Annotated in this window: 21 protein-coding genes; 13 read left to right on the top strand and 8 right to left on the bottom strand. The window is 73.4% G+C overall.

Translation table 11 applies throughout. From position 1 onward, the window contains the following. Positions 1 to 56: 56 nt before the first annotated feature. Positions 57 to 4,844, bottom strand: coding sequence for an Lhr family helicase (locus tag IEZ10_RS03125; RefSeq protein WP_229810930.1), 4,788 nt, complete (start codon positions 4,842 to 4,844; stop codon positions 57 to 59). Between the two features lie 134 nt (positions 4,845 to 4,978). Between IEZ10_RS03125 and IEZ10_RS03120 the strand changes: the two genes are divergently transcribed. The 4 genes from IEZ10_RS03120 to rny all read left to right on the top strand — a co-directional run bounded on the left by IEZ10_RS03120 (position 4,979) and on the right by rny (position 9,150). Continuing rightward, a complete protein-coding gene (locus IEZ10_RS03120; protein ID WP_179818844.1) occupies positions 4,979 to 5,173 on the top strand; it encodes a DUF3046 domain-containing protein in 195 nt (64 codons plus the stop codon). Between the two features lie 205 nt (positions 5,174 to 5,378). Beyond that, on the top strand, positions 5,379 to 6,476 hold the full coding sequence (recA, locus tag IEZ10_RS03115) for a recombinase RecA (protein ID WP_189244864.1): 1,098 nt from the start codon (positions 5,379 to 5,381) through the stop codon (positions 6,474 to 6,476). A gap of 92 nt (positions 6,477 to 6,568) precedes the next feature. Further along, complete coding sequence (gene recX, locus IEZ10_RS03110; RefSeq protein ID WP_189245091.1) at positions 6,569 to 7,219, top strand: recombination regulator RecX; 651 nt, start codon at positions 6,569 to 6,571, stop codon at positions 7,217 to 7,219. A gap of 320 nt (positions 7,220 to 7,539) precedes the next feature. Next, positions 7,540 to 9,150 (top strand): ribonuclease Y, encoded by a 1,611-nt coding sequence (gene rny, locus IEZ10_RS03105; RefSeq protein WP_189244863.1) that lies wholly within the window; start codon positions 7,540 to 7,542, stop codon positions 9,148 to 9,150. A gap of 218 nt (positions 9,151 to 9,368) precedes the next feature. Here the strand turns inward: rny and IEZ10_RS03100 are convergent, their stop codons facing one another. The 5 genes from IEZ10_RS03100 to IEZ10_RS03080 all read right to left on the bottom strand — a co-directional run bounded on the left by IEZ10_RS03100 (position 9,369) and on the right by IEZ10_RS03080 (position 14,896). After that, complete coding sequence (locus IEZ10_RS03100; RefSeq protein WP_189244862.1) at positions 9,369 to 11,249, bottom strand: S9 family peptidase; 1,881 nt, start codon at positions 11,247 to 11,249, stop codon at positions 9,369 to 9,371. A 312-nt stretch (positions 11,250 to 11,561) separates the two neighbouring features. Beyond that, positions 11,562 to 12,539 carry an amino acid ABC transporter permease gene (locus IEZ10_RS03095; RefSeq protein WP_189244861.1) on the bottom strand — a complete coding sequence of 326 codons (978 nt, stop codon included), beginning with the start codon at positions 12,537 to 12,539 and terminating at the stop codon, positions 11,562 to 11,564. Continuing rightward, entirely contained in the window at positions 12,536 to 13,204 is a 669-nt protein-coding gene (locus IEZ10_RS03090) for an amino acid ABC transporter permease (protein WP_189244860.1), read from the bottom strand. Before IEZ10_RS03090 ends, IEZ10_RS03095 begins: the two co-directional genes overlap by 4 nt. Positions 13,205 to 13,285: 81 nt before the next feature. Next, positions 13,286 to 14,098 carry a glutamate ABC transporter substrate-binding protein gene (locus IEZ10_RS03085; protein ID WP_179818838.1) on the bottom strand — a complete coding sequence of 271 codons (813 nt, stop codon included), beginning with the start codon at positions 14,096 to 14,098 and terminating at the stop codon, positions 13,286 to 13,288. 42 nt (positions 14,099 to 14,140) lie between these two features. Further along, positions 14,141 to 14,896: an amino acid ABC transporter ATP-binding protein gene (locus tag IEZ10_RS03080; protein WP_189244859.1), complete on the bottom strand. Its 756-nt coding sequence runs from the start codon at positions 14,894 to 14,896 to the stop codon at positions 14,141 to 14,143. A 371-nt stretch (positions 14,897 to 15,267) separates the two neighbouring features. Here IEZ10_RS03080 and miaB point away from each other — a divergent pair, with 371 nt between their 5' ends. From miaB to IEZ10_RS03065, 3 genes are all read left to right on the top strand, one after another. Continuing rightward, the gene (gene miaB / locus IEZ10_RS03075; protein WP_189244858.1) at positions 15,268 to 16,785 is read left to right on the top strand and encodes a tRNA (N6-isopentenyl adenosine(37)-C2)-methylthiotransferase MiaB; all 1,518 of its coding nucleotides are present in this window, start codon (positions 15,268 to 15,270) and stop codon (positions 16,783 to 16,785) included. A gap of 532 nt (positions 16,786 to 17,317) precedes the next feature. Continuing rightward, entirely contained in the window at positions 17,318 to 17,824 is a 507-nt protein-coding gene (locus IEZ10_RS03070) for a hypothetical protein (RefSeq protein ID WP_189244857.1), read from the top strand. Between the two features lie 44 nt (positions 17,825 to 17,868). Then, positions 17,869 to 18,546 carry a class III extradiol dioxygenase subunit B-like domain-containing protein gene (locus IEZ10_RS03065; protein ID WP_189244856.1) on the top strand — a complete coding sequence of 226 codons (678 nt, stop codon included), beginning with the start codon at positions 17,869 to 17,871 and terminating at the stop codon, positions 18,544 to 18,546. Here the strand turns inward: IEZ10_RS03065 and IEZ10_RS03060 are convergent. After that, positions 18,519 to 19,466: a ribonuclease Z gene (locus IEZ10_RS03060; protein ID WP_189244855.1), complete on the bottom strand. Its 948-nt coding sequence runs from the start codon at positions 19,464 to 19,466 to the stop codon at positions 18,519 to 18,521. The genes IEZ10_RS03065 and IEZ10_RS03060 overlap by 28 nt on opposite strands. A 19-nt stretch (positions 19,467 to 19,485) precedes the next feature. Between IEZ10_RS03060 and IEZ10_RS03055 the strand changes: the two genes are divergently transcribed. Continuing rightward, on the top strand, positions 19,486 to 20,007 hold the full coding sequence (locus tag IEZ10_RS03055) for a methylated-DNA--[protein]-cysteine S-methyltransferase (RefSeq protein ID WP_229810881.1): 522 nt from the start codon (positions 19,486 to 19,488) through the stop codon (positions 20,005 to 20,007). A gap of 38 nt (positions 20,008 to 20,045) precedes the next feature. On the opposite strand, the gene IEZ10_RS03050 is transcribed toward IEZ10_RS03055, so the two are convergent. Beyond that, positions 20,046 to 20,375: an antitoxin gene (locus tag IEZ10_RS03050; RefSeq protein WP_189244854.1), complete on the bottom strand. Its 330-nt coding sequence runs from the start codon at positions 20,373 to 20,375 to the stop codon at positions 20,046 to 20,048. Positions 20,376 to 20,465: 90 nt separating this feature from the next. Between IEZ10_RS03050 and miaA the strand changes: the two genes are divergently transcribed. From miaA to IEZ10_RS03025, 5 genes are all read left to right on the top strand, one after another. Beyond that, on the top strand, positions 20,466 to 21,386 hold the full coding sequence (gene miaA / locus IEZ10_RS03045; RefSeq protein ID WP_189244853.1) for a tRNA (adenosine(37)-N6)-dimethylallyltransferase MiaA: 921 nt from the start codon (positions 20,466 to 20,468) through the stop codon (positions 21,384 to 21,386). Positions 21,387 to 21,589: 203 nt separating this feature from the next. Then, complete coding sequence (gene dapF / locus IEZ10_RS03040; protein WP_189244852.1) at positions 21,590 to 22,399, top strand: diaminopimelate epimerase; 810 nt, start codon at positions 21,590 to 21,592, stop codon at positions 22,397 to 22,399. 189 nt (positions 22,400 to 22,588) lie between these two features. After that, on the top strand, positions 22,589 to 24,865 hold the full coding sequence (locus IEZ10_RS39755; protein ID WP_189244851.1) for a tetratricopeptide repeat protein: 2,277 nt from the start codon (positions 22,589 to 22,591) through the stop codon (positions 24,863 to 24,865). A 205-nt stretch (positions 24,866 to 25,070) separates the two neighbouring features. Then, entirely contained in the window at positions 25,071 to 25,829 is a 759-nt protein-coding gene (locus IEZ10_RS03030) for an SDR family NAD(P)-dependent oxidoreductase (RefSeq protein ID WP_179818828.1), read from the top strand. A 143-nt stretch (positions 25,830 to 25,972) separates the two neighbouring features. Next, positions 25,973 to 26,335, top strand: coding sequence for a phosphomannose isomerase type II C-terminal cupin domain (locus tag IEZ10_RS03025; RefSeq protein ID WP_229810880.1), 363 nt, complete (start codon positions 25,973 to 25,975; stop codon positions 26,333 to 26,335). Positions 26,336 to 26,384: the final 49 nt, after the last annotated feature.

The raw sequence follows: 26,384 nt of genomic DNA, 5'->3' as shown, positions 1-26,384 counted from the left end.
CCGGCCCGGGCCGGGCCCGCGAGCGGATGCTCCCGGAACCGTACGGCGGTCTCCGGTCAGGCGCGCAGGCGCAGGCCGCGCGGGGTCGGATGGAACCCGGCGGCCTCCAGCGCGGCGGCCAGGGGGGAGTCGCCCACGGCCGAGCCGTCCGCGCGCTCCACGGTCAGCTTTCCGAGGGCGCCGTCGCGCACCGCCAGCGCCAGGGCGTCCACGGCGGGCCGCAGCCGCTCACCGCCGGTGAAGGACAGCAGGGTCTTGCCGCCGCGCTCGACGTAGAGCACCAGGTGCCCGTCGACGAGCACCACCAGGGAGCCCGCCTTGCGGCCCGGCTTGTGGGACACCTCCCCGGGATGGGGAGGCCACGGCAGGGCGGCGCCGTACGGGTTGGCCGGGTCGGCGGCGGCCAGCACCACCGCCCGCGGCGCGTCCGCCACGGGCTTCCGGGTGCTCCAGAGGTCGGGGGCCGGCTCGGCGGGCCGGAGCGGGCTCGCCGCGGCGCGCATGCGGTCCACGGCGCCCGGCAGGGCGAACTGCGCCCCGCCCAGGCCCTCGACGAAGTAGCCCCGGCGGCAGCGGCCGCTCTCCTCGAACGCGCGCAGGACCTGGTAGACGGCGGCGAACCCGCCGGGCAGCCGCTCGGCGGCCACCGCGCCCCGGGTCACCACGCCGTGCCGCTCCAGCAGCGTCTCGGCCTGGGCGTGCGCCCGCTGGGTGGCGTCCCCCGCGGGCTCCGGCAGCAGCCACCAGCGCCCGCTCACGGTCGGCGGGCCGCTACGGCTGGGCAGCACCGGCCGCCGCCTGCGGGTGGTGGCCGGGCGGTGCGCCGGGCGCCCGGTGCCGAGCGTGGCGCGCAGCGGCGCCAGCGTGTCACCGGTGACCCGGCCCGCCCACACGAGGTCCCACACCGCGGCCGTGAGCACCACGTCGTCCGGGGGCAGGCCGGACGCGAGGAGCGCGCCGGCGCGGGCGCCCAGCTCGCGGAAGAACAGGGCGCCCCCGCCGCCGAGGGCGGACAGGACCGCCTCGTGCAGCGGGGTCATGGTGATCTCCAGCGGCTCGGGCATCAGCAGGGGCGCGGTGTCGGCGAAGTACAGCGCCACCCAGCCGTCCGCGCCCGGCAGCGATCCCTGACCGGCCCAGACGACCTCGCCCGAGGAGGTCAGCTCGTCCAGCAACGACGGGTCGTATCCCGGCACCCGGGAGGGCAGGACCAGCGTCTCCAGCGCGGAGGCGGGCACCGCCGCGCCCTGGAGCTGCTCGATCGCGCCCACCAGCGCGTCGATCGGCGGCCTGCTCCCCCGGGAGGCGCCGGTGACGCCGTGCCAGGCGGGGGCGAAGGCCGCGAGCGTCTCGGGGGAGACCGGCTCGACCTCCTTGCGGAGCCGGGCCAGCGACCTGCGGCGCAGCAGCCGCAGCACCCCGGCGTCGCACCACTCCTCGCCCCGGCCGCCGGGCCGGAACTCCCCGCTCACCACCCGGCCCGCCGCGGCCAGGCGGCGCAGCGCGTCGGTGACGACCGCCTGCCCCAGGCCGAACCGCGTCGCGGCCGTGGCCGCCGCGAACGGGGCGCGGGTGCGGGCGTGCCGGGCGACCAGATCGCCCAGCGGGTCGTCCACCGGCTCCAGGAACGCCTGCGGCACGCCGACCGGCAGCGGCACGCCGAGCGCGTCGCGCAGCCGGGAGGCGTCCTCGATCGCCGCCCACCGCTCCTGACCGGCGATCCGCACCCTGATCGCCCGCCGGGCCTCCTCCAGGCCGGCCAGCCACGCCGGGTCGCCCCCGCGCAGGCCGACGTCCTCGGCGAGCAGCGGGCCGTGCGAGCGCAGCAGGTCGGCGAGGTCCTCGGCGTCGCGCAGCGGCCGGTCGAGCCGCGCCAGCTCGCGCTCGGTGTCGGCGATGACGTCGGGGTCGAGCAGCTCGCGCAGGTCGGCCTGGCCCAGCAGCTCGGCCAGCAGGGTCGTGTCGAGCGCCAGCGCCTGGGCGCGGCGCTCGGCCAGCGGGGCGTCGCCCTCGTACATGAACGCGCCGACATAGTTGAACAGCAGCGACGCGGCGAACGGCGACGCCTGGGAGGTCTCCACCTCGACCAGCCGCACCCGCCGCGCCGCGATGTCGCGCATGAGCCGGACCAGGCCCGGCACGTCGAAGACGTCCTGCAGGCACTCGCGCATCGTCTCCAGCACGACCGGGAACGAGGCGTAGCGGCTCGCCACGGCCAGCAGGTGCGAGGCCCGCTGCCGCTGCTGCCACAGCGGGGTGCGCCTGCCGGGCGTGCGGCGCGGCAGCAGCAGGGACCGCCCCGCGCACTCCCGGAAGCGCGCGGCGAACAGCGCCGAGCCGCCGAGCTCCTCGGTGACGATCCGCTCGATCTCCTCGGCGTCGAAGACCGCGACGTCGGACGGGGGGTCGGAGAGCGTGTCCGGGATGCGCAGCACGATCCCGTCGTCGGAGTGGATCGCCTGGACGTCGACGCCGTAGCGCTCGCGCAGCCGCCGTCCGATCGCCAGGGCCCACGGCGCGTGCACCCGCGCGCCGTACGGCGAGTGCAGCACGACGCGCCAGTCGCCCAGCTCGTCGTGGAACCGTTCGACCACCAGCGTCCGGTCGTCGGGGACGTATCCCGTGGCCTCCCGCTGCTCGGCGAGATAGGAAAGGAGGTTGGCCGCGGCGAACCCGTCGAACCCGGCCGCCCGGATCCGCTCCGGCGCCCCGTCTTCCGAGGCGGACACCTCGCGGAGGAAGGCGCCGATCGCCCGGCCCAGCTCCGCCGGGCGGCCCGCGCTGTCACCGTGCCAGAACGGCAGCTTGCCCGGCCTTCCGGGCGCGGGGGAGACCAGGACCCGGTCGGCCGTGATGTCCTCGATCCGCCAGGACGTCGCGCCCAGCACGAAGACGTCGCCCACCCGCGACTCGTAGACCATCTCCTCGTCCAGCTCGCCCACCCGCGAGGACTTCTCCCCGGCCAGGAACACGCCGAACAGCCCCCGGTCGGGGATCGTGCCGCCGTTGGTCACGGCCAGCCGCTGAGCCCCGGGCCGGCCCCGCAGGACGCCCGTGACGCGGTCCCAGACGATCCGCGGGCGCAGCTCGGCGAACTCCTCGCTCGGGTAGCGCCCGGCGAGCATGTCGAGCGTCGCCTCCAGGGCGCCGCGGGGCAGCGTCCGGTACGGCGCGGCCCGCCGTACCAGGGCCTCCAGGTCGTCCACCGTCCACTCGTCGAGCGCCGTCATCGCCACGATCTGCTGGGCGAGCACGTCGAGCGGGTTGCGGGGGTAGCGCATCTCCTCGATCTCCCCGGCGCGCATCCGCTCGGCCACCACCGCCGTCTGCACCAGGTCGCCGCGGTACTTGGGGAAGATCACGCCGCGGGAGACCGCCCCCACCCGGTGGCCGGCCCGGCCGATCCGCTGCAGGCCGCTGGAGACGCTCGGCGGCGACTCCACGCAGGCGACCAGGTCGACCGCGCCCATGTCGATGCCGAGCTCCAGGCTGGAGGTCGCGACGACGGCGGGCAGCCGCCCGGACTTGAGGGCGTCCTCGATCGCCGCGCGCTCCTGCTTCGACACCGACCCGTGGTGGGCCCGGACGATCTCCGGGACCACGCCCTTGGACGCGCCCGCCTGCGCCATCATCTCCGCCGGGGCGGCGGACGAGGTGGGCGGCGGGGAGCCGGCCTCCCCCGTGCCGCCGGTGTCGCCGGGCCGCCGCTCCCAGGCCAGCTCGTTGAGCCGGGTGCAGAGCCGCTCGGCCAGCCGCCGGGAGTTGGCGAACACGATCGTCGAGCGGTGGGCGCCGATCAGGTCGAACAGCCGCTCCTCGACGTGCGGCCAGATGGACCGCCGGGCGGGCGGCTCGGTGAGCCAGCGGTCGTCGCCGAGATCGTCGGCACCGTCACCGGGACCTCCGCCGGGACCTCCGCCGGGACCTCCGCCGGGACCGTCGCCGTCGCCGGAGGACGGCCGCGTCGGGGCGGAGTCGAGCTCGGTCATGTCCTCGACCGGGACGACGACCTCGATCTCGATCTCCTTCTCCGAGGGGGGCTGCACCACGACGGCCGGGCGGGGGCCGCCGAGGAACTCGGCGACCTCGCTCACCGGGCGCACGGTCGCCGACAGCCCGACGCGCTGCGCGGGGGCGGGGAGCAGCGCGTCGAGCCGCTCCAGGGTGAGGGCCAGGTGGGCGCCGCGCTTGGTGCCCGCCACCGCGTGCACCTCGTCGACGATGACCGTCTCCACCCCGCGCAGCGCCTCGCGGGCCTGGCTGGTCAGCAGCAGGAACAGCGACTCGGGGGTGGTGATGAGGATGTCGGCGGGCCTGGCCGCGAACCGGCGCCGTTCCTCCGGCGAGGTGTCGCCCGACCGGATCGCCACGGAGATCTCCGGCGCCGGCAGCCCGAGCCGCCGGGCGGTCTGCCGCAGCCCGGTCAGCGGCGCCCGGAGGTTGCGCTCGACGTCGACCGCCAGCGCCTTGAGCGGCGACACGTAGAGCACCCGGCAGCGCCGGGCGGCCTCGCCGCCCTGGCCTGAGTGCCCACGGGACCCACCGGAGCCCCGCGTGCCCCGCCGGCCGCCGGAGTCGCGGGCGCCCCGCGCGGCCCCGCCGGACGGGGTCGCGGAGCCCGGCCCGCCGTCCGCGTCGCCGTCCGCGTTACCGTCCGCGCAGTCGGCCTCGGCCGCGCGCTCGGCGGCCAGCCGGTCGAGCGACCACAGGAACGCCGCCAGCGTCTTGCCGGAGCCGGTGGGCGCGACGACGAGGGTGTTGTCCCCGCGGGCGATCGAGGCCCACGCCCCCTCCTGGGCGGCGGTGGGCGCGGCGAAGGCGCCGGCGAACCATTCCCTGGTCATCGGGCCGAAGTGGTCGAGCGCTGAGCCGGTCACGGATCCATACTGCCCTCCGCCACCGACAGAACCGCCCGCCCGGAGCACGGCCTCCGGGGCGTCCGGTCACGAGCACCGTGGGGAGGGGCCACACTGGAGCCATGCGCCTGTCGGACTTCTGGAACCGGATGAGACTCCACTTCGGTGACGCCTACGCCGAGTCGTGGGCCCGCGACTACGTCATCGCCGACCTGGACGGCAGGACGGTGAACCAGGCGCTGGCCGAAGGCGTCGCCGCCAAGGACGTCTGGCGGGCCGTGTGCAAGGTGTCCGACGTCGCCGCCGGCCTGCGCTGAGCCGCCGGCCGGCGCCGGTCCGCTCCGCGACGCGGGGCACCGTGGGACGGGCGGGGGACGGGCGGGGGCGTCGAACCTCGATCGAACAATCGTTCGGCTATATTGGACACGCCGCCACCGATGGCGTGCTCTTCCAGAAAATGTCGGTCGCACCCCGTAGCTTTCTGGCAACCGATTCATCCCGTGACCCTCCAGGGGGGCTCCCATGGCAGCTAACGACCGCGAGAAGGCGCTCGAGACCGCTCTCGCCCAGATCGAGCGGCAGTTCGGCAAGGGCTCCGTCATGCGTCTCGGCGACGAGGCGCGGGCGCCCATCGAAGTGATCCCGACCAGCTCCATCGCGCTCGACGTCGCCCTCGGCATCGGCGGGTTCCCGCGCGGCCGCATCATCGAGATCTACGGTCCCGAGTCCTCGGGTAAGACCACGGTCGCCCTGCACGCGGTGGCCAACGCCCAGAAGGCCGGGGGCATCGCGGCGTTCATCGACGCCGAGCACGCCCTCGACCCCGAGTACGCCAAGAAGCTGGGCGTCGACACCGACGCGCTGCTCGTCTCCCAGCCCGACACCGGTGAGCAGGCGCTGGAGATCGCCGACATGCTGATCCGGTCCGGCGCCGTCGACCTGCTGGTCATCGACTCGGTCGCGGCCCTGGTGCCCAAGGCCGAGATCGAGGGCGAGATGGGCGACAGCCACGTCGGTCTCCAGGCGCGCCTGATGTCCCAGGCCCTGCGCAAGGTGGCCGGCGCGCTCAACAGCACCGGCACCACGGCGATCTTCATCAACCAGCTCCGCGAGAAGATCGGCGTCATGTTCGGCTCGCCCGAGACCACGACCGGTGGAAAGGCGCTGAAGTTCTACGCCTCGGTCCGTCTCGACATCCGCCGCATCGAGACGCTCAAGGACGGCACGGAGGCGGTCGGCAACCGCACCCGGGTGAAGGTCGTCAAGAACAAGATGGCCCCGCCCTTCCGCGTGGCCGACTTCGACATCCTCTACGGCGTCGGCATCTCCCGCGAGGGCGGTCTGATCGACATGGGTGTCGAGCACGGCTTCGTCCGCAAGTCCGGCGCCTGGTACACCTACGAGGGCGACCAGCTCGGCCAGGGCAAGGAGAACGCCCGCAACTTCCTGCGGAACCACCCCGACATGGCCAACGAGATCGAGAAGAAGATCAAGGAGAAGCTCGGCATCGGCCCGCGCATCGACAGCCCGGCCGCCCCGCCCGCCGCTCCTGCTCCCGCTCCCGCTCCCGCCGCGTCCGGCCGGGGTTCCAAGGCGACCCCCAAGCCGGGTGACGTCTGATCCGGGACCGGCCGATGACGACGGGACCGACGGGGCCTGACCCCGGTCCGGCCGACCAGGCCGGGCCGCGGGACTGGGGCGCCTGGCCCGACGTGCCCGAGCCCTCGGGTCCCTCCCGGAAGGGAGGAAGGCGCGAGGGCCGGCGCGGAGGGAGGCGTTCCCGGAGCGCCCCCGACGGACGACTCCCGGACGGGCCGGTCGAGGGTTCCCCGGCGAGCCAGGGACCCGACGCCGACCCGCAGGCGGTGGCGCGTGCCATCTGCCTGCGGTTGCTGACCATGGGGCCGCGCACCCGGGCGCAGCTCGCCGAGGCGTTGCGCAAGCGCGAGGTGCCGGACGAGGCGGCCGAGGCGGTGCTCGAACGGTTCTCCGAGGTCGGGCTCATCGATGACGAGGCGTTCGCCGCCGCCTGGGTGAGCTCGCGCCACACCGGGCGGGGGCTGGCCCGCAGGGCGCTCGCCTCGGAGCTCCGGCACCGCGGGGTCGACGAGGACACGGTGAAGGAGGCCGTGGAGCAGCTCGACCCCGAGCAGGAGGAGGAGACCGCCCGCAGGCTGGTGGCGCGCAAGCTCTCCGCCACCCGGGGTCTGGATCGTGCCGTCCGGACCCGCAGGCTGGCGGGCATGCTCGCCCGTAAGGGATACGGCCCGGGGCTGGCGTTCCGCGTGGTCCGCGAAGCCCTGGAGAACGAGGAGTCGGACGGCCCGGCCTTCCCCGACGACCTCGATCATCCCTTCGACTAGCCCTCCGTTCCGGGTTCCCTGATCATCCTTTTGGTGAGGCCTCCGGTTCAGGGTGCGCCTTTGCTTGCCCGTTACCTGTTTGACGCTTAGCCTCGACGACAGTGAGGAGTTACTCCGCGCAGCGCGGATTGTCATAACGGTTGATTACGGGCGAACAAATGCGGCGGATGAGGGCGGACAATGCGCCGGCGTGATCAGCCGGTGTGGAGTGGACCCTCGGTCGGCACCTGCCGCGGTGACGACACCGCCTGACTTCTCCGTGCCGTGCGTGTGACCCCTCGCATGCTTGATATCCGCGACGCGAGGAGGGCGGGGCGCGCATGGATCCGATTGTGGTCGTCATACTGACCGGGGCCGTCGCGGTTCTTTCGGTGGTGACGATAGTCGCGCTGATCGTGTTGCTGCGCCGTACCGGTGGCGGGCCGATAGGCCCTTCTCCCGCGCAGATGGCCGAGGTTCAGACCGAGCTGGAGGCCGCCCGGCGGGAGGCCGCCGACATCCGCGCCAAGGCGGAGAACGACGCCGGGGAGATCCTGCGCAGGTCCGAGCTGGCCGTCGAGGCGGCCGCGGAGCTGCGCAAGGAGGCCGAGGCGGAGAGCCGGGGCCTGAAGTACGAGATCAAGGAGCTCCGCTCCGACCTGGAGCGCAGGGAGAACCGGCTGGCCGAGCGGGAGCAGCGCCTGGACGAGGAGGCGAGGCGCCAGGCCGAGCGGGCCCGCAAGCTCGCCGAGACCGAGACCGAGCTGGCCGCCCGCCGGGAGGAGCTGGACCGGGTCGCCGAGGAGCGCAGGGCCGTCCTGGAGCGCGTCGCCGGCCTCACCGGCGACGAGGCCAAGACCGAACTGGTGCGGGAGATCGAGAACCAGGCCAAGCGCGAGGCCGCCCTGATCATCCGGCAGATCGAGGGCGACGCCCGCAAGGAGGGCGAGAAGCGCGCCACCAAGATCGTCACCCTGGCGGTCCAGCGGGTGGCCACCGAGCAGACCGCCGAGTCGGTCGTCAGTGTCCTGCACCTGCCGGGCGACGAGATGAAGGGCCGCATCATCGGCCGCGAGGGCCGCAACATCCGCGCCTTCGAGACGACGACCGGGGTCAACCTCATCATCGACGACACGCCCGAGGCGGTCCTCCTGTCGTGCTTCGATCCGGTTCGCCGGGAGACCGCCCGGCTGACCCTGGAGAAGCTCGTGCTCGACGGGCGCATCCACCCTCAGCGGATCGAGGAGGCGTACGAGCGCAGCAAGGCGGAGGTCCGGGAGCTGTGCGTACGCGCCGGCGAGGACGCCCTGGTGGAGCTGGGCCTCACCGACATGCACCCGGAGCTGGTCACCCTGCTCGGCCAGCTCCGCTACCGCACCTCCTACGGCCAGAACGTGCTGGGCCACCTCATCGAGTCGGCCCACATCGCCGGGATCATGGCCGCCGAGCTGCGGCTCGACCCGACGCTGCTCAAGCGCTGCACCGTCCTGCACGACATCGGCAAGGCCCTCACCCACGAGGTCGAGGGCAGCCACGCGCTCATCGGCGCGGAGATCGCCAGAAGGTACGGCGAGCATGAGGACGTCGTCCACGCCATCGAGGCCCACCACAACGAGGTGGAGGTCAAGACCGTCGAGGCGGTGCTGACCCAGGCGGCCGACGCCATCAGCGGCGGCCGGCCGGGCGCCCGGCGCGAGTCGCTGGAGGCCTACGTCAAGCGGCTGGAGCGGCTGGAGGAGATCGCCACCTCCTACGACGGCGTCGACAAGGTCTTCGCCATGCAGGCCGGCCGGGAGGTCCGCGTCATGGTGAAGCCCGACGCGGTGGACGACATCCAGGCCCAGGTGATCGCCCGCGACGTGGCCAAGCAGGTGGAGGAGGAGCTCACCTACCCCGGGCAGATCCGCATCACGGTCGTGCGGGAGTCCCGCGCCACCGAGTTCGCACGCTGAACCCGCCGTCCCGCCCGTCCTGCCGGTCCGCGCCCTCCGACCCGCGGCTCCCGCCCATCCTGGCCGGTCCGTGCCCTCCGGCCCTCCGGCCCGCCGGACGGCCTTGACGGAGGTCGAACCCGCCGGTTCGTGCCCGTCGGTCCGTGTCTGTCGGTCCGTACCCGCCGGCCCATGCCCGCCGGTCCGCGGGCCGGCCGGGACGGGCCGGCGCCGGGCTCTCAGCCGCGGAAGATCTGCTGGTAGAAGGCGAGCTCGGTGGCCAGGGCCGCGCTGCGGGTCTCCACGCGGCGGAAACCGTGGGCCTCGCCCTCGAAGGTCATGTAGGTGCACGGGACGCCGCGCTCGGCGAGCGCGTCGGCGAACGCCCGCGACTGGGCGGGCGGCACCACCGGGTCGGAGAGACCCTGCAGGAGCAGCATCGGGCAGCTCACCCCGGCGACCCGGGCGAGCGGCTCGCGGGAGGCGTACAGGGCGGGGTCCTCCGGGCCGACGAGCCACTCGACGTAGCGGGACTCGAAGTCGTGGGTGGCGGCGACGAGCGGGCCGAGCGCGCTCACCCCGTAGTAGGAGACACCGCCGGCGAACGCGCCGGAGGCGCAGCAGGCCGCCATGGCGGTCCAGCCGCCCGCGCTGCCGCCCCGGATCGCGATCCGTGCCGGATCGGCCAGCCCCTGAGCCGCCAGCCATCCGGCGGCGGCGATCACGTCCTCGACGTCCACCACCCCCCACTCGCCGCGCAGCCGGTCGCGGTAGGCGCGGCCGTATCCGGTGGAGCCGCCGTAGTTGACGTCGAGCACGCCGATGCCCCGGCTGGTGAAGAACGCCTTCTCCAGCTCGGGTGCGCTCGTGCTGTGCGAGGTGGGGCCGCCGTGGACGGACACGATGTAGGGAGGGGCGCCCTCCCCGCGGCACCGCGGGTTCGACGGCGGGTGGACGAACGCGTGGACCCGCCGGCCGGACCGGCCCTCGAACTCCACGCTCCGCGCGACCGGGAGGTAGGCGGTCTCCGGAGGCTCCTCGGCGTCCTGCCGGAGCTCCTCGGCGTGTCCGGTCGGCAGATCCAGGCGAACGACCGAGCGGGGCGTCGCCGGGCCGTACCCGATCCCGGCGAGTGAGCGCCCGTCTCGGTCGAGGGCCGGGGCCCAGCCGGCGTAGGGCACGTCCAGGTCGGTCAGCGTGCCGTCGGCCGGGTCGAGGACGCCCAGCCGCAGGTCTCCCCGCCCGTGCAGGACCGCGATCCGCCCGTCGTCCAGCACGGCGTAGGGGTGGGCGCCGAGCTGCCACAGCGGCCCGGCGAACTCCTCCTCCGCCGGGCGGAGTGCCTCCGGGGCGGTGCCGTCCAGTGCGATCCGGTAGAGGTTCCACCAGCCCGACCGGTCGGAGACGAGGTACAGGTGGCGGTCGCCGCACCAGCGGGGGGCCAGCACCGACTCGGAGGGCCCGCCGCAGAGCGTCCGCGAGCGGCCGTCCGCCAGGCGGGTGATCCGCAGCTCTGTACCGTTCCACGGCATGCGCGGGTGGTCCCAGCAGATGTAGGCCAGGTGCTCCCCGTCGGGGGAGAGCTCCGGGTAGGCGTAGAAGTCGCTCCCGCCGACGTGCTCGTGCGGCTCGGCGGAGCCGTCCAGCGGGACCGAGACGATCGAACGGCTCACCCGGCCGTCGTCGTGGTGCCGCTCCCGGACGCACCAGACCCGGCCGTCGCGGACGGTCATGTCCGCGTAGCGGAGCGCCGCGTCCCGGTCGGGCTCCGGCGTGATCGGACGGGGCTCGCCGTCCGCGAACACCAGGTGAAGGCGCTGGTCGGCGAGGTTGGCGAACACCACGCCGCCGCCGGGGACGACCGCGTAGGAGCGCCCGCCGTACTCGTGGACGCGGGTTCGGGCGCTCCACGGCGCGGCCAGCAGCTCGTGGAGCGCGCCGTCGGGGTCGCGCCGCATGATCGTGGTCCGCCCGCCCTCGGCGGGGCGGTCCTCGGTCCACCACACCTGCTCGCCGGCCACCGTCGGGTACGCCGGGCGCAGCCCGGACCGGGCCACCTCGGCGGTGGATATCGGAGAAGGCCAGGTGGCGTACGGCAGGACGGCCTGCTCGGGGGACATGACGTCATCCTGCCCGATAACTCGGCGCGTGTCGCCGATATGGCCCCCATCCGGCGCGGGCGTCGGACCCCGGCCCTCCGGCACGGCACCGCGACCCCGGCACGGCACCGCGACCCCGGTACGGCCGGCGCGACCCGGTACGGCACCGCGACCCCGGTACGGCACCGCGACCCCGGTACGGCCGGCGTGACCCGGTACGGCTTCCGGGCGGTTCCGGGAAACGGCGGAGGGCGGCCACCGCGAGTCGCGGTGACCGCCCTCGGAAAGGCCGGTCGCGGGCGCCGCCGTACCGGCGCCCGGGGAAGGCCGGGGCTAGTCGTCCCCGGTGGTCACGCCGCCCGGCATGCCGGGAGCGGCCACGCCGCCCGGTGCGCCGGGGGCGGCGACGGAGTCGGCCGGGGCGACCGGCCGGGCGGCCGTCCTGCGGCTGCGGCGGCTGCGCCGCTCCAGCCACGTGGCCAGGGCGCCGACGATCAGGTTGATGATGATGTAGACGACCGCGATGACCATCACCGCGGGGATGATGTTGTTGAAGTTGGACGGCAGCACCCGCGCGCCCGCGTTCAGCAGGTCCTCGAAGGAGACGATGAAGCCCAGGGCCGTGTCCTTCAGCAGCACGACGAGCTGCGCCACGATCGCCGGCATCATGGCCGTGACCGCCTGCGGAAGCAGGATCATCCGCATGACCTGCCCCTTGCGCAGCCCGATCGCCAGCGCCGCCTCCGACTGGCCGCGCGGCACGGACTGGATGCCGGACCGCACGATCTCCGCCAGCACCGACCCGTTGTAGAGGACCAGGCCGGTCACCACGGCCGTGAACGGGGTCACGGTCAGCCCGAAGACCGCGCTTCCGCCGTACATCACCGCGAAGATCATCATCAGCAGCGGGATCGCCCGGAAGAACTCGACCACGGCGCCCGCGGGAACGCGGATCCAGGAGTGCTCGGACAGCCGGGCGATGCCGAACACGAAGCCGAACGGCACGGCGATCACCGCGGCGACCAGCGCGGCGCTGAGGGTGTTCAGCAGGCCGGGGAGGATGAGGTTGACCCACACGTCGCCCCGGAGGAAGGGGGTCCACAGGGCCCCGTCGAGCTGGTTCTTCTCGTCGAGCTTCGTGACCAGCGCGTAGACGGCGAACAGCGCGACGAGGACCACCAGGACCGTGAGCACGGTGTTGCGCAGCCGCGCCTTCGGCCCGGGCACGTCGTACAGGACGCTGACCCGCTCGGCGGAGCGGGTCCGCTCGCGCGCCGGCTTGGGCTCCGCGGTCAGGGTGGTGCTGCTCATCGGATCACCGCCAGTCGCTTGGACAGCCAGGTGAACAGCAGTCCGGTGGGCAGGGTCAGGACCAGGAACGCCACCGCGAACCCGAAGAAGATCGGCACGACCGCGTCGCCGTGCGCCTCGAACAACGTCTTCATGGTCAGCGACGCCTCGCCGACGCCGATGGCGGCGGCGACCGTGGTGTTCTTGATCAGCGCGATCAGGATGCTGCCCAGCGGCGCGACCACCGACCGCAGCGCCTGGGGCAGCACGATCAGCCGCAGGTTCTGCATGAAGGTCAGGCCGATGGCCCGGGCCGCCTCCGCCTGGCCGACCGGCACCGTGTTGATCCCGGCCCTGATCGCCTCGCAGACGAACGCCGCCGTGTAGGCCGACAGGCCGATGATCGACAGCCAGAGGTAGTTGGTGGACAGGCTCGTGGAGAACGAGACGTCCAGGACCAGCCCCAGGCCCAGGCCGCAGAACACGATCACCAGGGTCAGCGGGGTGTTCCGCACGATGTTGACGTACGCCGTGCCGATCGTCCGCAGTACGGGCAGCGGGCTGACCCGCATCGCGGCGAGGATCGTCCCGAGCACGAGCGCCATGAACCCGCTGGCCAGCGTGAGCCGTATCGTCAGCCAGAAGGCGTCCCGGATGACCGGGAATTCGTCGATGAGTGCCTGCACTCGTCCCTCCAATGGCCGTCGGCCGGGGCGCGTGGGGACGCCCCGGCCGACTCATGGCCGATCAGTGTCGATCAGTGCCCGTCAGTACCGCTCCACGGTGGGCGGGTTCGCGAAGAACTTGCCGAACTCGCCGAAGTTGGCGTCGACGGCCTTCTTCCAGCTGCCGTCCTGGAACATCTTCTCGATCGCCTTGTTGAGCTTCTCGCGGGTGTCCTTGTCGTCCATCTTGACGCCGACGCCGTACTTCTCCTCGGAGAAGGGCTTGCCGACGAGGCGGAACTTGCCGGGCGACTGGGCGGCGAACCCGGCGAGGATCGTCGCGTCGGTGGAGATCGCGTCCACCTGCTTGTTCTCCAGCAGCGGCAGGCAGGCGCCGTAGCCCTGCTGCTCGGTGAGGTACTGGCCCTTCCAGGCGTCGCCGAACTTCTCGACCAGGCGCGCGGGCGAGGACGAGCCCTGGGCGCCGCAGACCTTCTTGGCCTTCAGGTCCTCCACGCTGTTGATCGACGTGTCGTCCGCGCGGGTCAGGATGTCCTGGCCGGTCACCAGGTAGGGTCCGGCGAAGCCGACCTTCTTCTTGCGGTCGTCGGTGATCGAGTACGTGGCGATCACGATCTTGACCTGGCCCTGCTGGATGAACGACTCGCGGTTGGCCGAGATGGCCTCCTTGAACTCCACCTTGTCGTCGGCGTAGCCGAGCTCCTTGGCGAGGTACTTCGCCACGTCGACGTCGAAGCCCTTGAACGAGCCGTCGGGCTGCTTCTGGCCGAGGCCGGGCTGGTCGAACTTGATGCCCACGACGAACTTGTCGTCACCGCCGCCGCTGCACGCGGTCAGGCCGGCCGCCATCGCCGCCGCCGCGAGCACCACGGCTCCAACACGACGTACACGCATACTGCTACCTCGTCTTTCGTCAAAAAAGGGGGGTCAGAGCCGTCAGTGCGTAAGGATCTTGGAGAGGAAGTCCTTGGCGCGGTCGGTCCGGGGGGCGGTGAAGAACTCGTCGGGGGCGTTCTCCTCGACGATCTGGCCGTCGGCCATGAACACCACCCGGTCGGCCGCGCGGCGGGCGAAACCCATCTCGTGGGTGACGACCACCATCGTCATGCCCTCGGAGGCGAGCCGCACCATGACGTCGAGCACCTCCTGGACCATCTCCGGGTCCAGTGCGGACGTCGGCTCGTCGAAGAGGATCATCTTGGGGTCCATGGCGAGGGCGCGGGCGATGGCCACCCGCTGCTGCTGGCCGCCGGAGAGCTGCGCCGGGTACTTCGACGCCTGCGCGCCGATCCCGACCCGTTCCAGCAGCTCCATGCCCCGGCGCTCGGCCTCGGCCCTGGCGACGCCCCGCACCTTGATCGGCCCCAGTGTGACGTTCTCGAGGATCGTCTTGTGCGCGAACAGGTTGAAGGACTGGAACACCATGCCGACCTCCGACCGCAGCCGGGCCAGGGCCTTGCCCTCGGCCGCGAGCGGCTGCCCGTCGAAGGTGATCGTTCCCCCGTCGATGGTCTCCAGCCGGTTGATCGCCCGGCACAGAGTCGACTTGCCGCTGCCCGAGGGGCCGATGACGACCACGACCTCGCCGCGGGAGATGGTCAGGTTGATGTCGCGCAGGACGTGAAGGCTGCCGAAATGTTTGTTCACGTCCTTGAGCACGACAAGAGGAGTCGCGTCCCCGTTCTCCGTCATGGAGCACAACGTAAAGCCGTGAAGGGCACCTCGGGCTAACCCTGCGGTACCAATAAGGTCACGACCTGGAGATATGCCATGAAAACCAAACGAATTCGTGTCAGGTCCGTTCCGGAGTGTCAGATCCGAGCGAGACCCGCCGGATCGGGTACCGGTTCGCACGGTCCGGTGGGCCCGGCGGCGACCCGGTGGCCGCCGGACCCGTCGAGGCGTCGGGCGGACACGATCGGCGGCCGCTCGTCACCCCGCCCCCGGAAAGAGGGCGCCCCGATCCGCCGTGGACACCTTGCGTGACGCGTCTTCTACCGGGAGTACGGATGACGGCGGTCGTACCGGGGGGCCTCGTGGAGCGCCTACCCTTGTCTGTTGAGATGACTGCCACCGTGGAGAGCCCCCGCACGTACGAGGTCCGTACCTACGGGTGCCAGATGAACGTGCACGACTCCGAGCGCCTGTCGGGCCTTCTCGAAGACGCCGGATACGTCCCGGTGTCCGAGGGGGAGACGGCCGACGTGGTCGTGTTCAACACCTGCGCCGTCCGGGAGAACGCCGACAACCGCCTTTACGGCAACCTCGGCCACCTGCGCCCGACGAAGGTGAGCAGGCCCGGCATGCAGATCGCCGTGGGCGGCTGCCTGGCCCAGAAGGACCAGGGGGAGATCGTCCGCAGGGCGCCCTGGGTGGACGTGGTGTTCGGCACCCACAACATCGGCTCGTTGCCGGTGCTGCTGGAGCGGGCCCGCGTCCAGCAGGAGGCGCAGGTCGAGATCAAGGAGTCGCTGGAGACCTTCCCCAGCACGCTGCCCACCAAGCGGGAGTCCGCCTACGCCGCCTGGGTGTCGGTCTCGGTCGGCTGCAACAACACCTGCACGTTCTGCATCGTGCCGTCGCTGCGCGGCAAGGAGAAGGACCGCCGCCCCGGCGACGTCCTCAACGAGGTGCGCACCCTGGTCGGCCAGGGGGTCCTGGAGATCACGCTCCTCGGCCAGAACGTCAACACCTACGGCGTGGAGTTCGGCGACCGCTTCGCCTTCGGCAAGCTGCTGCGCGCCTGCGGTGACGTCGACGGGCTGGAGCGCGTCCGCTTCACCAGCCCGCACCCGGCCGCCTTCACCGACGACGTCATCGCCGCGATGGCCGAGACGCCCAACGTGATGCACCAGCTCCACATGCCGCTGCAGTCGGGCTCCGACCGCGTCCTGAAGGCGATGCGCCGCTCCTACCGCGCCGAGCGCTACCTCGGCATCATCGAGCGGGTCCGCGCGGCCATGCCGGACGCGGCCATCTCCACCGACATCATCGTGGGCTTCCCCGGCGAGACCGAGGAGGACTTCCAGGCCACCCTCGACGTCGTGCGCGCCTCGCGCTTCGCCAACGCCTTCACCTTCCAGTACTCCATCCGGCCCGGCACGCCCGCCGCCACCATGGACGGCCAGGTCCCCAAGGAGGTCGTGCAGGAGCGCTACGAGCGCCTCGTCGCCCTGCAGACCGAGATCTCCTGGGAGGAGAACAAGAAGCAGGTCGGCCGGACGGTCGAGGTGCTGGTGGCCGAGGGCGAGGGCCGCAAGGACGAGGCGACCCACCGCCTGTCCGGCCGCGCCCCCGACAACCGTCTGGTGCACTTCACGCCGAGCGCCCGGGACGGCGACGCCGCCGGGACGCCGCGCCCCGGCGACATGGTCGCCGTGGAGATCACCTACGCGGCACCGCACCACCTGGTCGCCGACGGCCCGATGCTGGGCCTGCGCCGTACCCGCGCGGGCGACGCCTGGGAGGCCCGGCAGACCGCCCCGGCCGTCTCCGGCGGGGGCGTCCTGCTCGGCATGCCGGCGATCGGCCGGCCCGCCCCGCTGCCGCAGGAGGCGCCGGGCTGCTCCGTCCGCTCCTGACCCGCACGATTTCTCCGGCCGGCGTCCCGGCGTTCCCGGTCCCGCGCGCCCGGCGCGGGACCGTTCGCCGAACCGCCGGTCGGGACGGTTTTCCGGGGTGCCGCCGGGACGTCTCCGGCCGCCGCGACCCTGCATGATCCCGTCGATGACAAGTCGTGATTCCGTTGTGATCGGTGTGCGATCACACCTTTCCTGTGGCTAGTGTGATTCGGCGCCCGCGGAAGCCGTGGAGGTTTCCCCCCGATAACCGCAGGAGTTGTTCCGAATGCGCGTCCCCTCATCTCCGGGTCACCCTCAACAGCCTGGAGATCATGTCCCCTCGTCTCCGGGTCACCCTCAACAGCTCGGAGATCATGACCCTTCGTCTCCGGGCCGTCCCCGACAGCCCGGAGGCCCCGTTCCCTTCCCGCCGGATCACCCCCGGCAGCTCGGGGAGACCGAGATCCTCGCCGGCCCCGCCGGTGAGCCTTCCCCCGCCGGTGAACCCACCGGCAAGCCCGCCCCCACCCGCAGGCGGAAGCGCGGTCCGGCCATGACCGTCGCCTCCGCCGTCGCCGGAGTGGCGGTGGCCGCCGTCGTGGGCGGCGGCATCGTCTTCGCCGTCGCCGGCGGCGACGACCCCGCCGGCCCGGCGGCGCCGAAGGGCACCGGAACCAGCCAGGAGGCCCGGCAGGACCCGGCCTCCGGCGAGTCCGGCACGCAGTCCGGAGACGCCTCCTCGGACGGATCCGCCGAGTCCGGCGGATCGGATGAGTCCGGCGAAGTCGGTGATTTCAGCGGATCGAGCGGATACGACGGGTCGGGCGCCGAGGGCGCCGGCGGCGGCGACGGCGCGGCCGCAAGCGGCTCGCAGAGCGGCTCCGGCTCATCGACCGGCAAGACGGCGAACGGCAGGACGACGAACGGCAAGACGAACTCGTCCACACCGTCCAAGGAGCACCAGAGCGGCACCGGGCAGTCCTCGGGCGAGGACGGCTTCACCGACCCCCGCTCGGACGGCCCCCCCGGCTCCGTCCCCCCGCTGTCTCCCACCCACTGACGACCGGCGGCGGCGTCAGGCACGCGATCCCTTAGTCTGGCCGGGTGCTTGTCGCCGCCGCCGTGTGTCCTCACCCGCCGCTGCTGGTCCCCGAGCTCGCCGGGGCGGCGAGCCCCGAGCTCGACGACCTCCGTGCGGCCTGCGCGGCCGCGCTGGGCGCGCTGCGCGACTCCCGCCCCGACCGGATCGTGGTGGTCGGCGGAGCGGATCAGGCCGGTGACCACGGGGCAGACGCCTCCGGGAGCCTCGCGCCCTGGGGCGCCGGCGTCCGGACCGGGAAGGGAGAGCCGGTCCTGCCCCTCTCCCTGACGATCGGGCGCTGGCTGCTCGACCGGGCGGGAATGGCCGCCTCGGCCTTCCACACGGTGCCGTTCGACGCCCCGGCGGCGGAGTGCGCCGCGCTCGGCGCGCGGCTGGCGGGCGGGCCCGGCCGGGTGGCGATGCTCGTCATGGCCGACGGCTCGGCCTGTCTGACGGAGAAGTCCCCCGGATACCTCGACCCCCGCGCCGAGCCGTACGAGGCCGCGATCGTCGGCGCGCTGGCCCGGAGCGCGGCCCCGGAACTCGCGGCGCTCGACCCGGACGAGGCCGCCGGGCTGCAGGTGGCCGGCCGCGCCGCCCTCCAGGTCCTCGCCGGGGCGGGCGGCGCACTGAACGGCGAGGTGCTCCACCACGCCGCCCCCTACGGCGTCGGCTACTTCGTCGCCCGCTGGACCGGATGATCGCGGCGCGGGACCGGGACACGCATCAGGTCGTGGGCGAGCACCACCTCGCCGTCGAAGGCCAGGCGCGCCTCCTCCGTGAAGCGGGGCTCGTCGGCGGCGTCGTAGCGTTCGGAGACGTGGGTCAGCACCAGGCGGCGCACCCCGGACTCGGCGGCGACCCGGCCGGCCTGGGCCGCGGTCAGGTGACCGTACCGCGTGGCGAGGTCCGACTCCGGGGACAGGAACGTGGACTCGATCACCAGCAGGTCCACGCCCTCGGCGAGCGCGAAGACGCCGTCGCACAGCGCGGTGTCCATGACGAACGCCGCGCTCTGGCCGGGACGGGGCTCACTGCACTCGGAGAGGAGCACGACCGACCCGTCCGGGGCCCGCACCGAGCCCTCGCGCTGGAGCTCCCCGATCGCCGGGCCCCGGACGCCGCGCTCGGCGAGCCGCCCGGGAAGCATCCGCCGGCCGTCCGGCTCGTCGAGGCGGTAGCCGTAGGACTCGACGGGGTGGGAGAGCGGCCGGGCGGTGAGGGTCACCGGCCCGGCGTCGAAGGACGGCGCCGGACCCGAGAACGGGCACTCGTCGATCACCGAGGTGTCGGCGAAGACGCTGGCGTGGCGCAGCCGCCGCCAGTAGGTCTCGCCGCTCGCGGGGTAGGCCGCCCGCACCCGGTGGGTGACGCCGTCCCTGGCGATGCGCTGGACGACGCCCGGGACCCCCAGGCAGTGGTCGCCGTGGAAGTGGGTGACGCAGATCCAGGTGACGTCGTGGGAGCCGACGCCCGCCCGGATCATCTGGCGCTGGGTACCCTCTCCGGGATCGAACAGGAACCCCTCACCATCCCATCTCAGGAGATATCCGTTGTGGTTACGGTGGCGGGTGGGGACCGCGCTTGAGGTGCCGAGGACGACGAGTTCGCGAAGGGACACGGTGCACATGGTAGGAACGGTGGCGTTCGGAAGCGTCCCGACCCCGCTGGGGGACATGCTGGCCGCCGTCACCGAGGACGGGGTGGCCGGCATCGGCTGGAGCGGTGGCCGCGACGGGGAACTGCGGGAACGGCTGCTCGTCCGCCTGGGGCTGGCCGAGGTCTGCGACCCCGCGCGCACGGCCCCCGTGCTGGACGAGCTGGCCCGCTACTACGCGGGGGAGCTGCGGGTGTTCGGGTCGCCGGTGGACTGGCGGCTGACCACGCCGGTGCAGCGCAGGGTGCTGGGCACCCTGTACGAGACGGTCGGGTACGGCGAGGCCGTGACCTACGGCGAGCTCGCCGCCCGCAGCGGGACGGGCGTCCCCGCGCGGGCCATCGGCTCGATCATGGGCGCCAACCCGATCCCCGTCATCGTCCCCTGCCACCGGGTCGTCGCCGGGAACGGCCTGGGCGGTTTCAGCGGCGGCGAGGGCGTGGAGTCCAAGCGGTGGCTGCTGACCCTGGAGGGCTACCTGCAGCCGATGCTCGACTGGGGCTGACCTCCGGCCGGGCCGGCCGGGGAAGCGGACCCGGGGTCCTAAGGAGCCGGCGGCGTCCCGGGACGGCCGGGAGCCGGCGGCGCGTCGGTGTCGGCCTCGGGCCGGCCGGGCGACGTGCCGTGCTCGCCGTATCCCGCGGCGGTGCCCGCCTCGCCGTACCCGCCGGTCCGGCCGGGCTCGCCGGGCCGGGCGGTCATCCTCTCGGCCGCCTTCCGGGCCTTCTGCGCCGCGAGGTTGATCTTGTCGTCGTACTTGCCGTGGCTCTTCTGCTTGGCCATCCGCTCGGCCTTGTCGATGCCCTTCCTGGCGAACTCCCCGGCCCGTGGGTTGCCCCGCAGCATCTCCCTGAGCTTCTGCATGATCGACATGGCTGTGTCCCCCGTTCGACGTGACCTGAGGTCAACCGGATGCATACCCAGCGGGCTCACCCATACCCGGGAGGTTGACACACTTGTCCCGTGCGTCAGCTACCAGTCATCGCCGTCGTCGGCCCCACGGCGGCCGGAAAGTCGGATCTCGCCGTCGACCTCGCCCTCCGGCTGGGCGGTGAGGTGATCAACACCGACTCCATGCAGCTGTACCGGGGCATGGACATCGGCACGGCGAAACTGACCCCGGCGGAGCGGCGCGGGGTCCCCCACCACCTGCTCGACGTCTGGGACGTCACCGAGACCGCGAGCGTGGCCGAGTACCAGGCGATGGCCCGGCCGCTGATCGAGGAGCTGCGGGCGAAGGGGACCGTGCCGATCCTGGCCGGCGGGTCCGGGCTGTACGTGCGGGCCGCCCTCGACGACCTGGAGTTCCCCGGCACCGACCCGGAGGTCCGCGCCCGCCTGGAAGCCGAGCTGGAGCGCCTCGGCCCGGCCCCGCTGTACGAGCGGCTGCGCGAGCGCGACCCGAAGGCGGCCGGGGCGATCCTGCCGGGCAACGGCCGCAGGATCGTCCGCGCACTGGAGGTCATCGAGATCTCCGGACGTCCCTTCTCGGCCACGATGCCCTCCTACGACGCCGTCTACGACAGCGTGCAGATCGGCGTCGAGGTGCCGAGGGACGTGCTGGACGAGCGGGTGGCGCTGCGCGTGGAGCGCATGTGGGAGGCCGGGCTGGTGGACGAGGTGCGGTCGCTGCTGCGGCGCGGCCTGGCCGAGGGCCGTACGGCGAGCCGCGCGCTGGGCTACGCCCAGGTGCTCCGCTTCCTCGCCGGCGAGTGGACCGAGGAGCAGGCGAAGGCGGAGACGATCCGGGCGACCCGCAGGTTCGTCCGGCGCCAGGAGTCGTGGTTCCGCCGCGACCCGCGGGTGGTGTGGCTCCCGCAGGAGGACCCCGGCCTGCTCGGCCGCGCGCTGGCCGTGGTGGAGGACGCCGCGCCGGCGAGGTGACCTCCGGGGCCTGCCCGCGACCCGGCCCGGTCCGTCCGGAGATGTTCGCGATCCGGCCCGGTCCGTCCGGGGACGCTCGCGATCCGGCCCGGTCCGTTCGAGGGCGCTCGCGATCCGGCCCGGTCCGTCCGGGGGCGCTCGCGATCGGTCCGGGGCGGGTCCGCGATTCTCCTCCCGATCCGCGGCGTGCCTACAGTTGGGACATGCGATTCGTGAAGGGCCACGGCACCGAGAACGACTTTGTGATCCTCCCCGACCCCGACGGCGAGCTGGAGCTGTCGGCGGCGAGGGTGGCCGCGCTGTGCGACCGGCGCGCCGGGATCGGCGCCGACGGCGTGCTGCGCGTGACGCGGACGAAGCTCAGCCCGGAGGTGGCCGACCAGGCCGGCGAGGCCGAGTGGTTCATGGACTACCGCAACGCCGACGGCGGCGTCGCGGAGATGTGCGGCAACGGGACGCGCGTCTTCGCCCGCTACCTGGTCGAGTCGGGGCTGGCGGACGAGGGCGAGTTCGGCGTGGCGACCCGCGCCGGGGTCAAGCGCGTACGGCTGGCCCGCGGCGGGGGCGACGTGAGCGTGGACATGGGCGCGCCCCGGGTGCTGGGGGAGAGCCGGGCGGTCGTGGGGGGCCGCGAGTACGAGGGTGTCCGCGTCGACATGGGCAACCCGCACCTGGCCTGTGTGATCGGTGACCCGGTGGCCGGGCTCGACCTGACCCGGCAGCCCGCGTTCGACCCCGAGGTGTTCCCGCACGGGGTGAACGTCGAGCTGCTCAACGCGGTGGGCCCGCGCCGGGTCGTGATGCGGGTCCACGAGAGAGGCGTGGGCGAGACGCGGTCGTGCGGGACCGGCACCGTGGCCTCGGCGGTGGCGGCCGCGCGGCTGGCGGGGGAGACCACCGGCACCTGGGAGGTGGAGGTCCCCGGCGGCACCCTCACCGTCACCCTCGACGAGCACACCAGCCACCTCGCGGGACCCGCGGTGCTGGTCGCCTCGGGGGAGATCCTCATCTGACGGCCGGCCGTACGGCGGACGGGGCACGACCGGGCCGGACGGCGGAGGGGGCACAACGGGGCCGGACCGGCCGGGGCATGACCGGGCCGGGTGGCGAAAGGGGCACGACCGGACCGGCCGGGGCATCGGACCTGGCGAGATGGTCAAGTCGTTTGGGGCATGGTCGCCGACCTGGCAGACTGACGTCCCATGGACGTGGACATCTGGTCCTGGGTCGGCGACACCCAGCGGCAACTGCACGAAGACGGGAACACCGGCCTGGCGATGGCGATCGGCGACGTGCCCGCCCAGGCACTGGAGGGCCGGTACGCGCAGCTCGACGTGCTCGCGCCGGCCATCGCCCAGCAGGCGGGAACCATGGGGCAGCCCTGGCTCGAGTTCTACGCCCGTTACTGGCACCTGGTCGGCCGGATCGGTGACCGCGCCCAGGGCGCGGTCGCCCTCGCCGACGCCGAGGCGCTGGCCGAGTTCGCCCGGCGCGAGGACGTCCGCGACTGCCCGGCGGCCCCCGGAGCCGTCATCGCGCTGGCCGCCACGCAGGCGAACACCGACGGCCCCGGCTACGCCGCGGAGCGGCTCGCGTCCCTGGGCGCCCTCGACGTCGCGCCCGCCTCCCCGGCCTTCGCCGCCGTGGCCGAGCAGCACGTCGCCGCCCTGATCGACGCCGGCCGCCCGGTGGAGGCGGTCGCCCACGCCGAGGCCGCCGTGGCGGCGCTGCGCGAGGCCGGCCGCGAGGCGAGCTGGGAGCTGGGGGCCGCCTCGGCCCGCGCGCTGCTGGCCGCCGGGCGCCCGGAGGACGCGCTGACCGCGCTGGACGCCGCGACCGACTTCAAGCCCGACGACCCGGTGGCCAAGGCGCACCGCGAGGGCGTGCTGCGGGCGTTCACGCTCGCCACGCTCGGCAGGGTGCCGGAGGCCGTCGAGGCGCTGCCCGACCTCGACGTGGTGGCCGACCACCCGCGGGTGTGGCTGGAGTGGGCGCGGGCCATCCGCCTCCTCTCCGGCTCGGAGCAGATCACCAACAGCTGGCAGCTCGGCCGGGTGCTCAAGCAGTGGATCGACTACTTCGCCATGATGGGCGGACACCGCGCCCGGGTCGAGCTCGCGATCATCTCCGGTCACCTGGCCGTCGCCCGGCAGGGCGTCTGGCAGGCCCGGCTGCTCGCCGACCTCGCCGGATCCGCGGCCGGTGAGCTGCGCGAGTCCGGTGACGTCGCCGGACGGGTCGCCGAGCTGCGCGCCGCCGCCGACGCGGCCACCCCGATCCCGGCCCCCGGCCCCGAGGCCGAACTGGTCGCCTACTTCGACGCCGCCGACGGCTTCAACGCCGACCCCGAGCGCTGGGCGGGCTGGCTGGCCCCGCTGGCCGGACGTGACCTGGAGGCCACCCGGCGGCAGACCACCACGATGGGCTTCCTCGGCTACCCCTCCCAGGGCGCCGACACCTACTGGACCCTTCTGGTCGGATCCGGCGACGTCGCGACGGCCGACCCGCAGGACCTCGCCTACATCACCGGCCTGCTGGTCGAGGCCCGCCAGGACGAGCGGCTGGAGCAGCTGGCCGAGATGCTGCCCGCCGGGCAGCGCCACCTGGCCCTGGGCCGCCTGCACCGGGCGCGGGAGCGCTGGGAGCAGGCCGCCGCCGAGGCCGAGGCGGCGGTGACCGCCGGCGCGGGCATCGAGGCGAGGCGGCTGTGGGCCGGCGCCGTGCAGCAGTCCGGCGACAACGCCAAGGGCGCCGCGATCCTGAAGGAGATCATCGACTCCGACGAGGCCGAGGCCGAGGACATCTGGCGGATGATCACCATGGCGACGGCCGCCGAGGACTGGGAGACGGTACGGCTGGGCGCCGCCAAGGTCGGCATGCCGCTGCAGTCGACCGAGGGGCCGATCGAGGAGGAGCTGGGCCTGGTGCGCGTCATCCTCCCCGCGCCCGACGGCAGCCAGCGGGCGGTCATCAGCCTGCGCACCGGCCCGGCCACGGCCCGCCTGGCCATCCCGCAGCCTCCCGGTATGGACTACAACGCCGGTGACCTCGTCGTCTTCGACCCGCAGCTGCTGGAGCCGATCCCGGAGAAGCCGGAGGAGCGGGAGAGCTTCATCCCGCCGTTCGCCGCGGTCAGCATGCTCCGTCCCGGCGGCTACACGAGCTGGTTCTTCGACGGCGCGGCCCCGAGCGAGGCCGACTGGGCCGAGTTCAACGAGGTCCTGGCCGAGCGCGGCTGGCCGATGTGGGTCTACAGCGACGAGAACTACACCGTGACCAACCCGGCCAACGGCGAGCGGGTCCCCGGGGTCTTCGGCTGGATCGCGGTGCCGCCGAACGTGACCCCGGTCGAGGTGGACGCCCTGCTCGACGACGCCACCGAGCGCTGGGTCCACCCGCTGGCCTGGCTCGACCTGGCCCGGTCGATCGACGTCGAGGTGGAGCGGCACGAGCGCATCGTCAAGGAGTACGGCCTGTAGGAGGCCGAAGCCGCGAAGGGCCGGAACCGCCGGCCCGGAGCGCCGCGCGTACATCGACCGCCCGTGAGGGAAGCCCCCTCACGGGCGGTCGGCGTTCCCGTCCACCGACACGACCGTGCCGAGGCCGGACGGAGCCCCCTCACGGGCGGTCGGCGTTCACCTCTAGAATCTCATTCGGTAATTTCCGCGAACGGGGAGGAACCGGATGCTGGACCGATTCCGGCTGGACGGCAAGGTAGCGATCGTCACCGGGGCCTCCTCGGGGCTGGGCGTGGCGTTCGCCCGCGGTCTGGCCGAGGCGGGCGCGGACGTCGTGATCGGCGCGCGCCGCAGGGAGCGCCTGGATGAGACCCGCGCGCTGGTCGAGGAGACCGGCAGGCGGTGCGTCGCCGTACAGACCGACGTGACCAGCCCCGACGACTGCCGGAGGCTGGTGGAGACCGCCGTCGCCGAGCTGGGCGCGGTGGACGTCCTGATCAACAACGCGGGCGTCGGCACGGCGGTGCCGGCCCTCAGGGAGACCCCCGAGCAGTTCCGCCGGGTCGTGGACGTCAACCTGCACGGCACCTACTGGATGGCCCAGGCCTGCGCCCAGGTCATGCGTCCCGGCTCCTCGATCGTCAACGTCGGCAGCATCCTGGGGGAGACGACGGCCGGGCTGCCGCAGGCGGCCTACAGCGCGTCCAAGGCGGGCGTCATCGGCCTCACCCGGGACCTGGCCCAGCAGTGGACGGGCCGCCGGGGCATCCGGGTGAACTGCCTGGAGCCGGGGTTCTTCGCCTCGGAGATGACCGAGCAGTACGCCCCGGAGTACATGGCCCGGCAGCTGGAGACACGGGTGCTGATGGGCCGCGCGGGCGACCCTGCCGAGCTCGTCGCCGCCGCGGTCTTCCTCGCCTCCGACGCCGGCTCCTACGTGACCGGCGCGGTGATCCCGGTGGACGGCGGGATCCTCGTCACCTGACCGGCCCGTCACCTGACCGGCCCGTCACCTGGCCGGGGCGAGCCGCCCGTTCACGCGGAACATGTGCGTTCGTCATGAAGGCATGCGAGAGTGCCTCTTACCCGAGTCGCCTGACATGCTCGGGGGGAGTGAATGGAGGAGACTTGCAGCAGATCGACCGGCTCGGCGCGGTTATCCGGGATGAGCGTCCCTGGGGCGGGTTCGAGCGGTACACGCTCAACGAGGAATCCACGGTGAAGATCATCGAGGTGGCGGCCGGGCAGCGGCTCAGCCTGCAGCGGCACGAGCACCGCGACGAGCTCTGGGTCGCCATCGACCCCGGCGCGGTGTTCGAGATCGACGGTGAGCGGATCGAGCCGGCCGTCGGTGACCGGGTGCTGATCCGGGCGGGCCAGACCCACCGCCTCAGCTCCTCGGGACCGGCCACCCGGATCCTGGAGATCGCCTTCGGCCACTTCGACGAGGACGACATCGAGCGGCTGGAAGACTCCTACGGCCGGGCCTGAGCCGCAGGGAGGGCCGGGGGACGAAGCATGGCCAAGTAGGAGATGTCCT

Origin of the sequence: Streptosporangium pseudovulgare, assembly GCF_014648055.1 — a bacterium.
Classification (GTDB): domain Bacteria; phylum Actinomycetota; class Actinomycetes; order Streptosporangiales; family Streptosporangiaceae; genus Streptosporangium; species Streptosporangium pseudovulgare.
This window is presented reverse-complemented; position numbering and strand designations above follow the sequence as displayed.

Bases quoted from the DNA above. Each gene is read 5' to 3' on its own strand.
- dapF (WP_189244852.1), top strand. From the start codon at position 21,590: ATGCGATTCGTGAAGGGCCACGGCACCGAGAACGACTTTGTGATCCTC.
- miaB (WP_189244858.1), top strand. From the start codon at position 15,268: ATGACTGCCACCGTGGAGAGCCCCCGCACGTACGAGGTCCGTACCTAC.
- IEZ10_RS03125 (WP_229810930.1), bottom strand. From the start codon at position 4,844: ATGACCAGGGAATGGTTCGCCGGCGCCTTCGCCGCGCCCACCGCCGCC.
- IEZ10_RS03095 (WP_189244861.1), bottom strand. From the start codon at position 12,539: ATGAGCAGCACCACCCTGACCGCGGAGCCCAAGCCGGCGCGCGAGCGG.
- IEZ10_RS03050 (WP_189244854.1), bottom strand. From the start codon at position 20,375: ATGTCGATCATGCAGAAGCTCAGGGAGATGCTGCGGGGCAACCCACGG.
- IEZ10_RS03080 (WP_189244859.1), bottom strand. From the start codon at position 14,896: ATGACGGAGAACGGGGACGCGACTCCTCTTGTCGTGCTCAAGGACGTG.
- IEZ10_RS03085 (WP_179818838.1), bottom strand. From the start codon at position 14,098: ATGCGTGTACGTCGTGTTGGAGCCGTGGTGCTCGCGGCGGCGGCGATG.
- IEZ10_RS39755 (WP_189244851.1), top strand. From the start codon at position 22,589: ATGGACGTGGACATCTGGTCCTGGGTCGGCGACACCCAGCGGCAACTG.
- IEZ10_RS03070 (WP_189244857.1), top strand. From the start codon at position 17,318: ATGACCGTCGCCTCCGCCGTCGCCGGAGTGGCGGTGGCCGCCGTCGTG.
- IEZ10_RS03100 (WP_189244862.1), bottom strand. From the start codon at position 11,249: ATGTCCCCCGAGCAGGCCGTCCTGCCGTACGCCACCTGGCCTTCTCCG.
- IEZ10_RS03030 (WP_179818828.1), top strand. From the start codon at position 25,071: ATGCTGGACCGATTCCGGCTGGACGGCAAGGTAGCGATCGTCACCGGG.
- rny (WP_189244863.1), top strand. From the start codon at position 7,540: ATGGATCCGATTGTGGTCGTCATACTGACCGGGGCCGTCGCGGTTCTT.
- recA (WP_189244864.1), top strand. From the start codon at position 5,379: ATGGCAGCTAACGACCGCGAGAAGGCGCTCGAGACCGCTCTCGCCCAG.
- IEZ10_RS03120 (WP_179818844.1), top strand. From the start codon at position 4,979: ATGCGCCTGTCGGACTTCTGGAACCGGATGAGACTCCACTTCGGTGAC.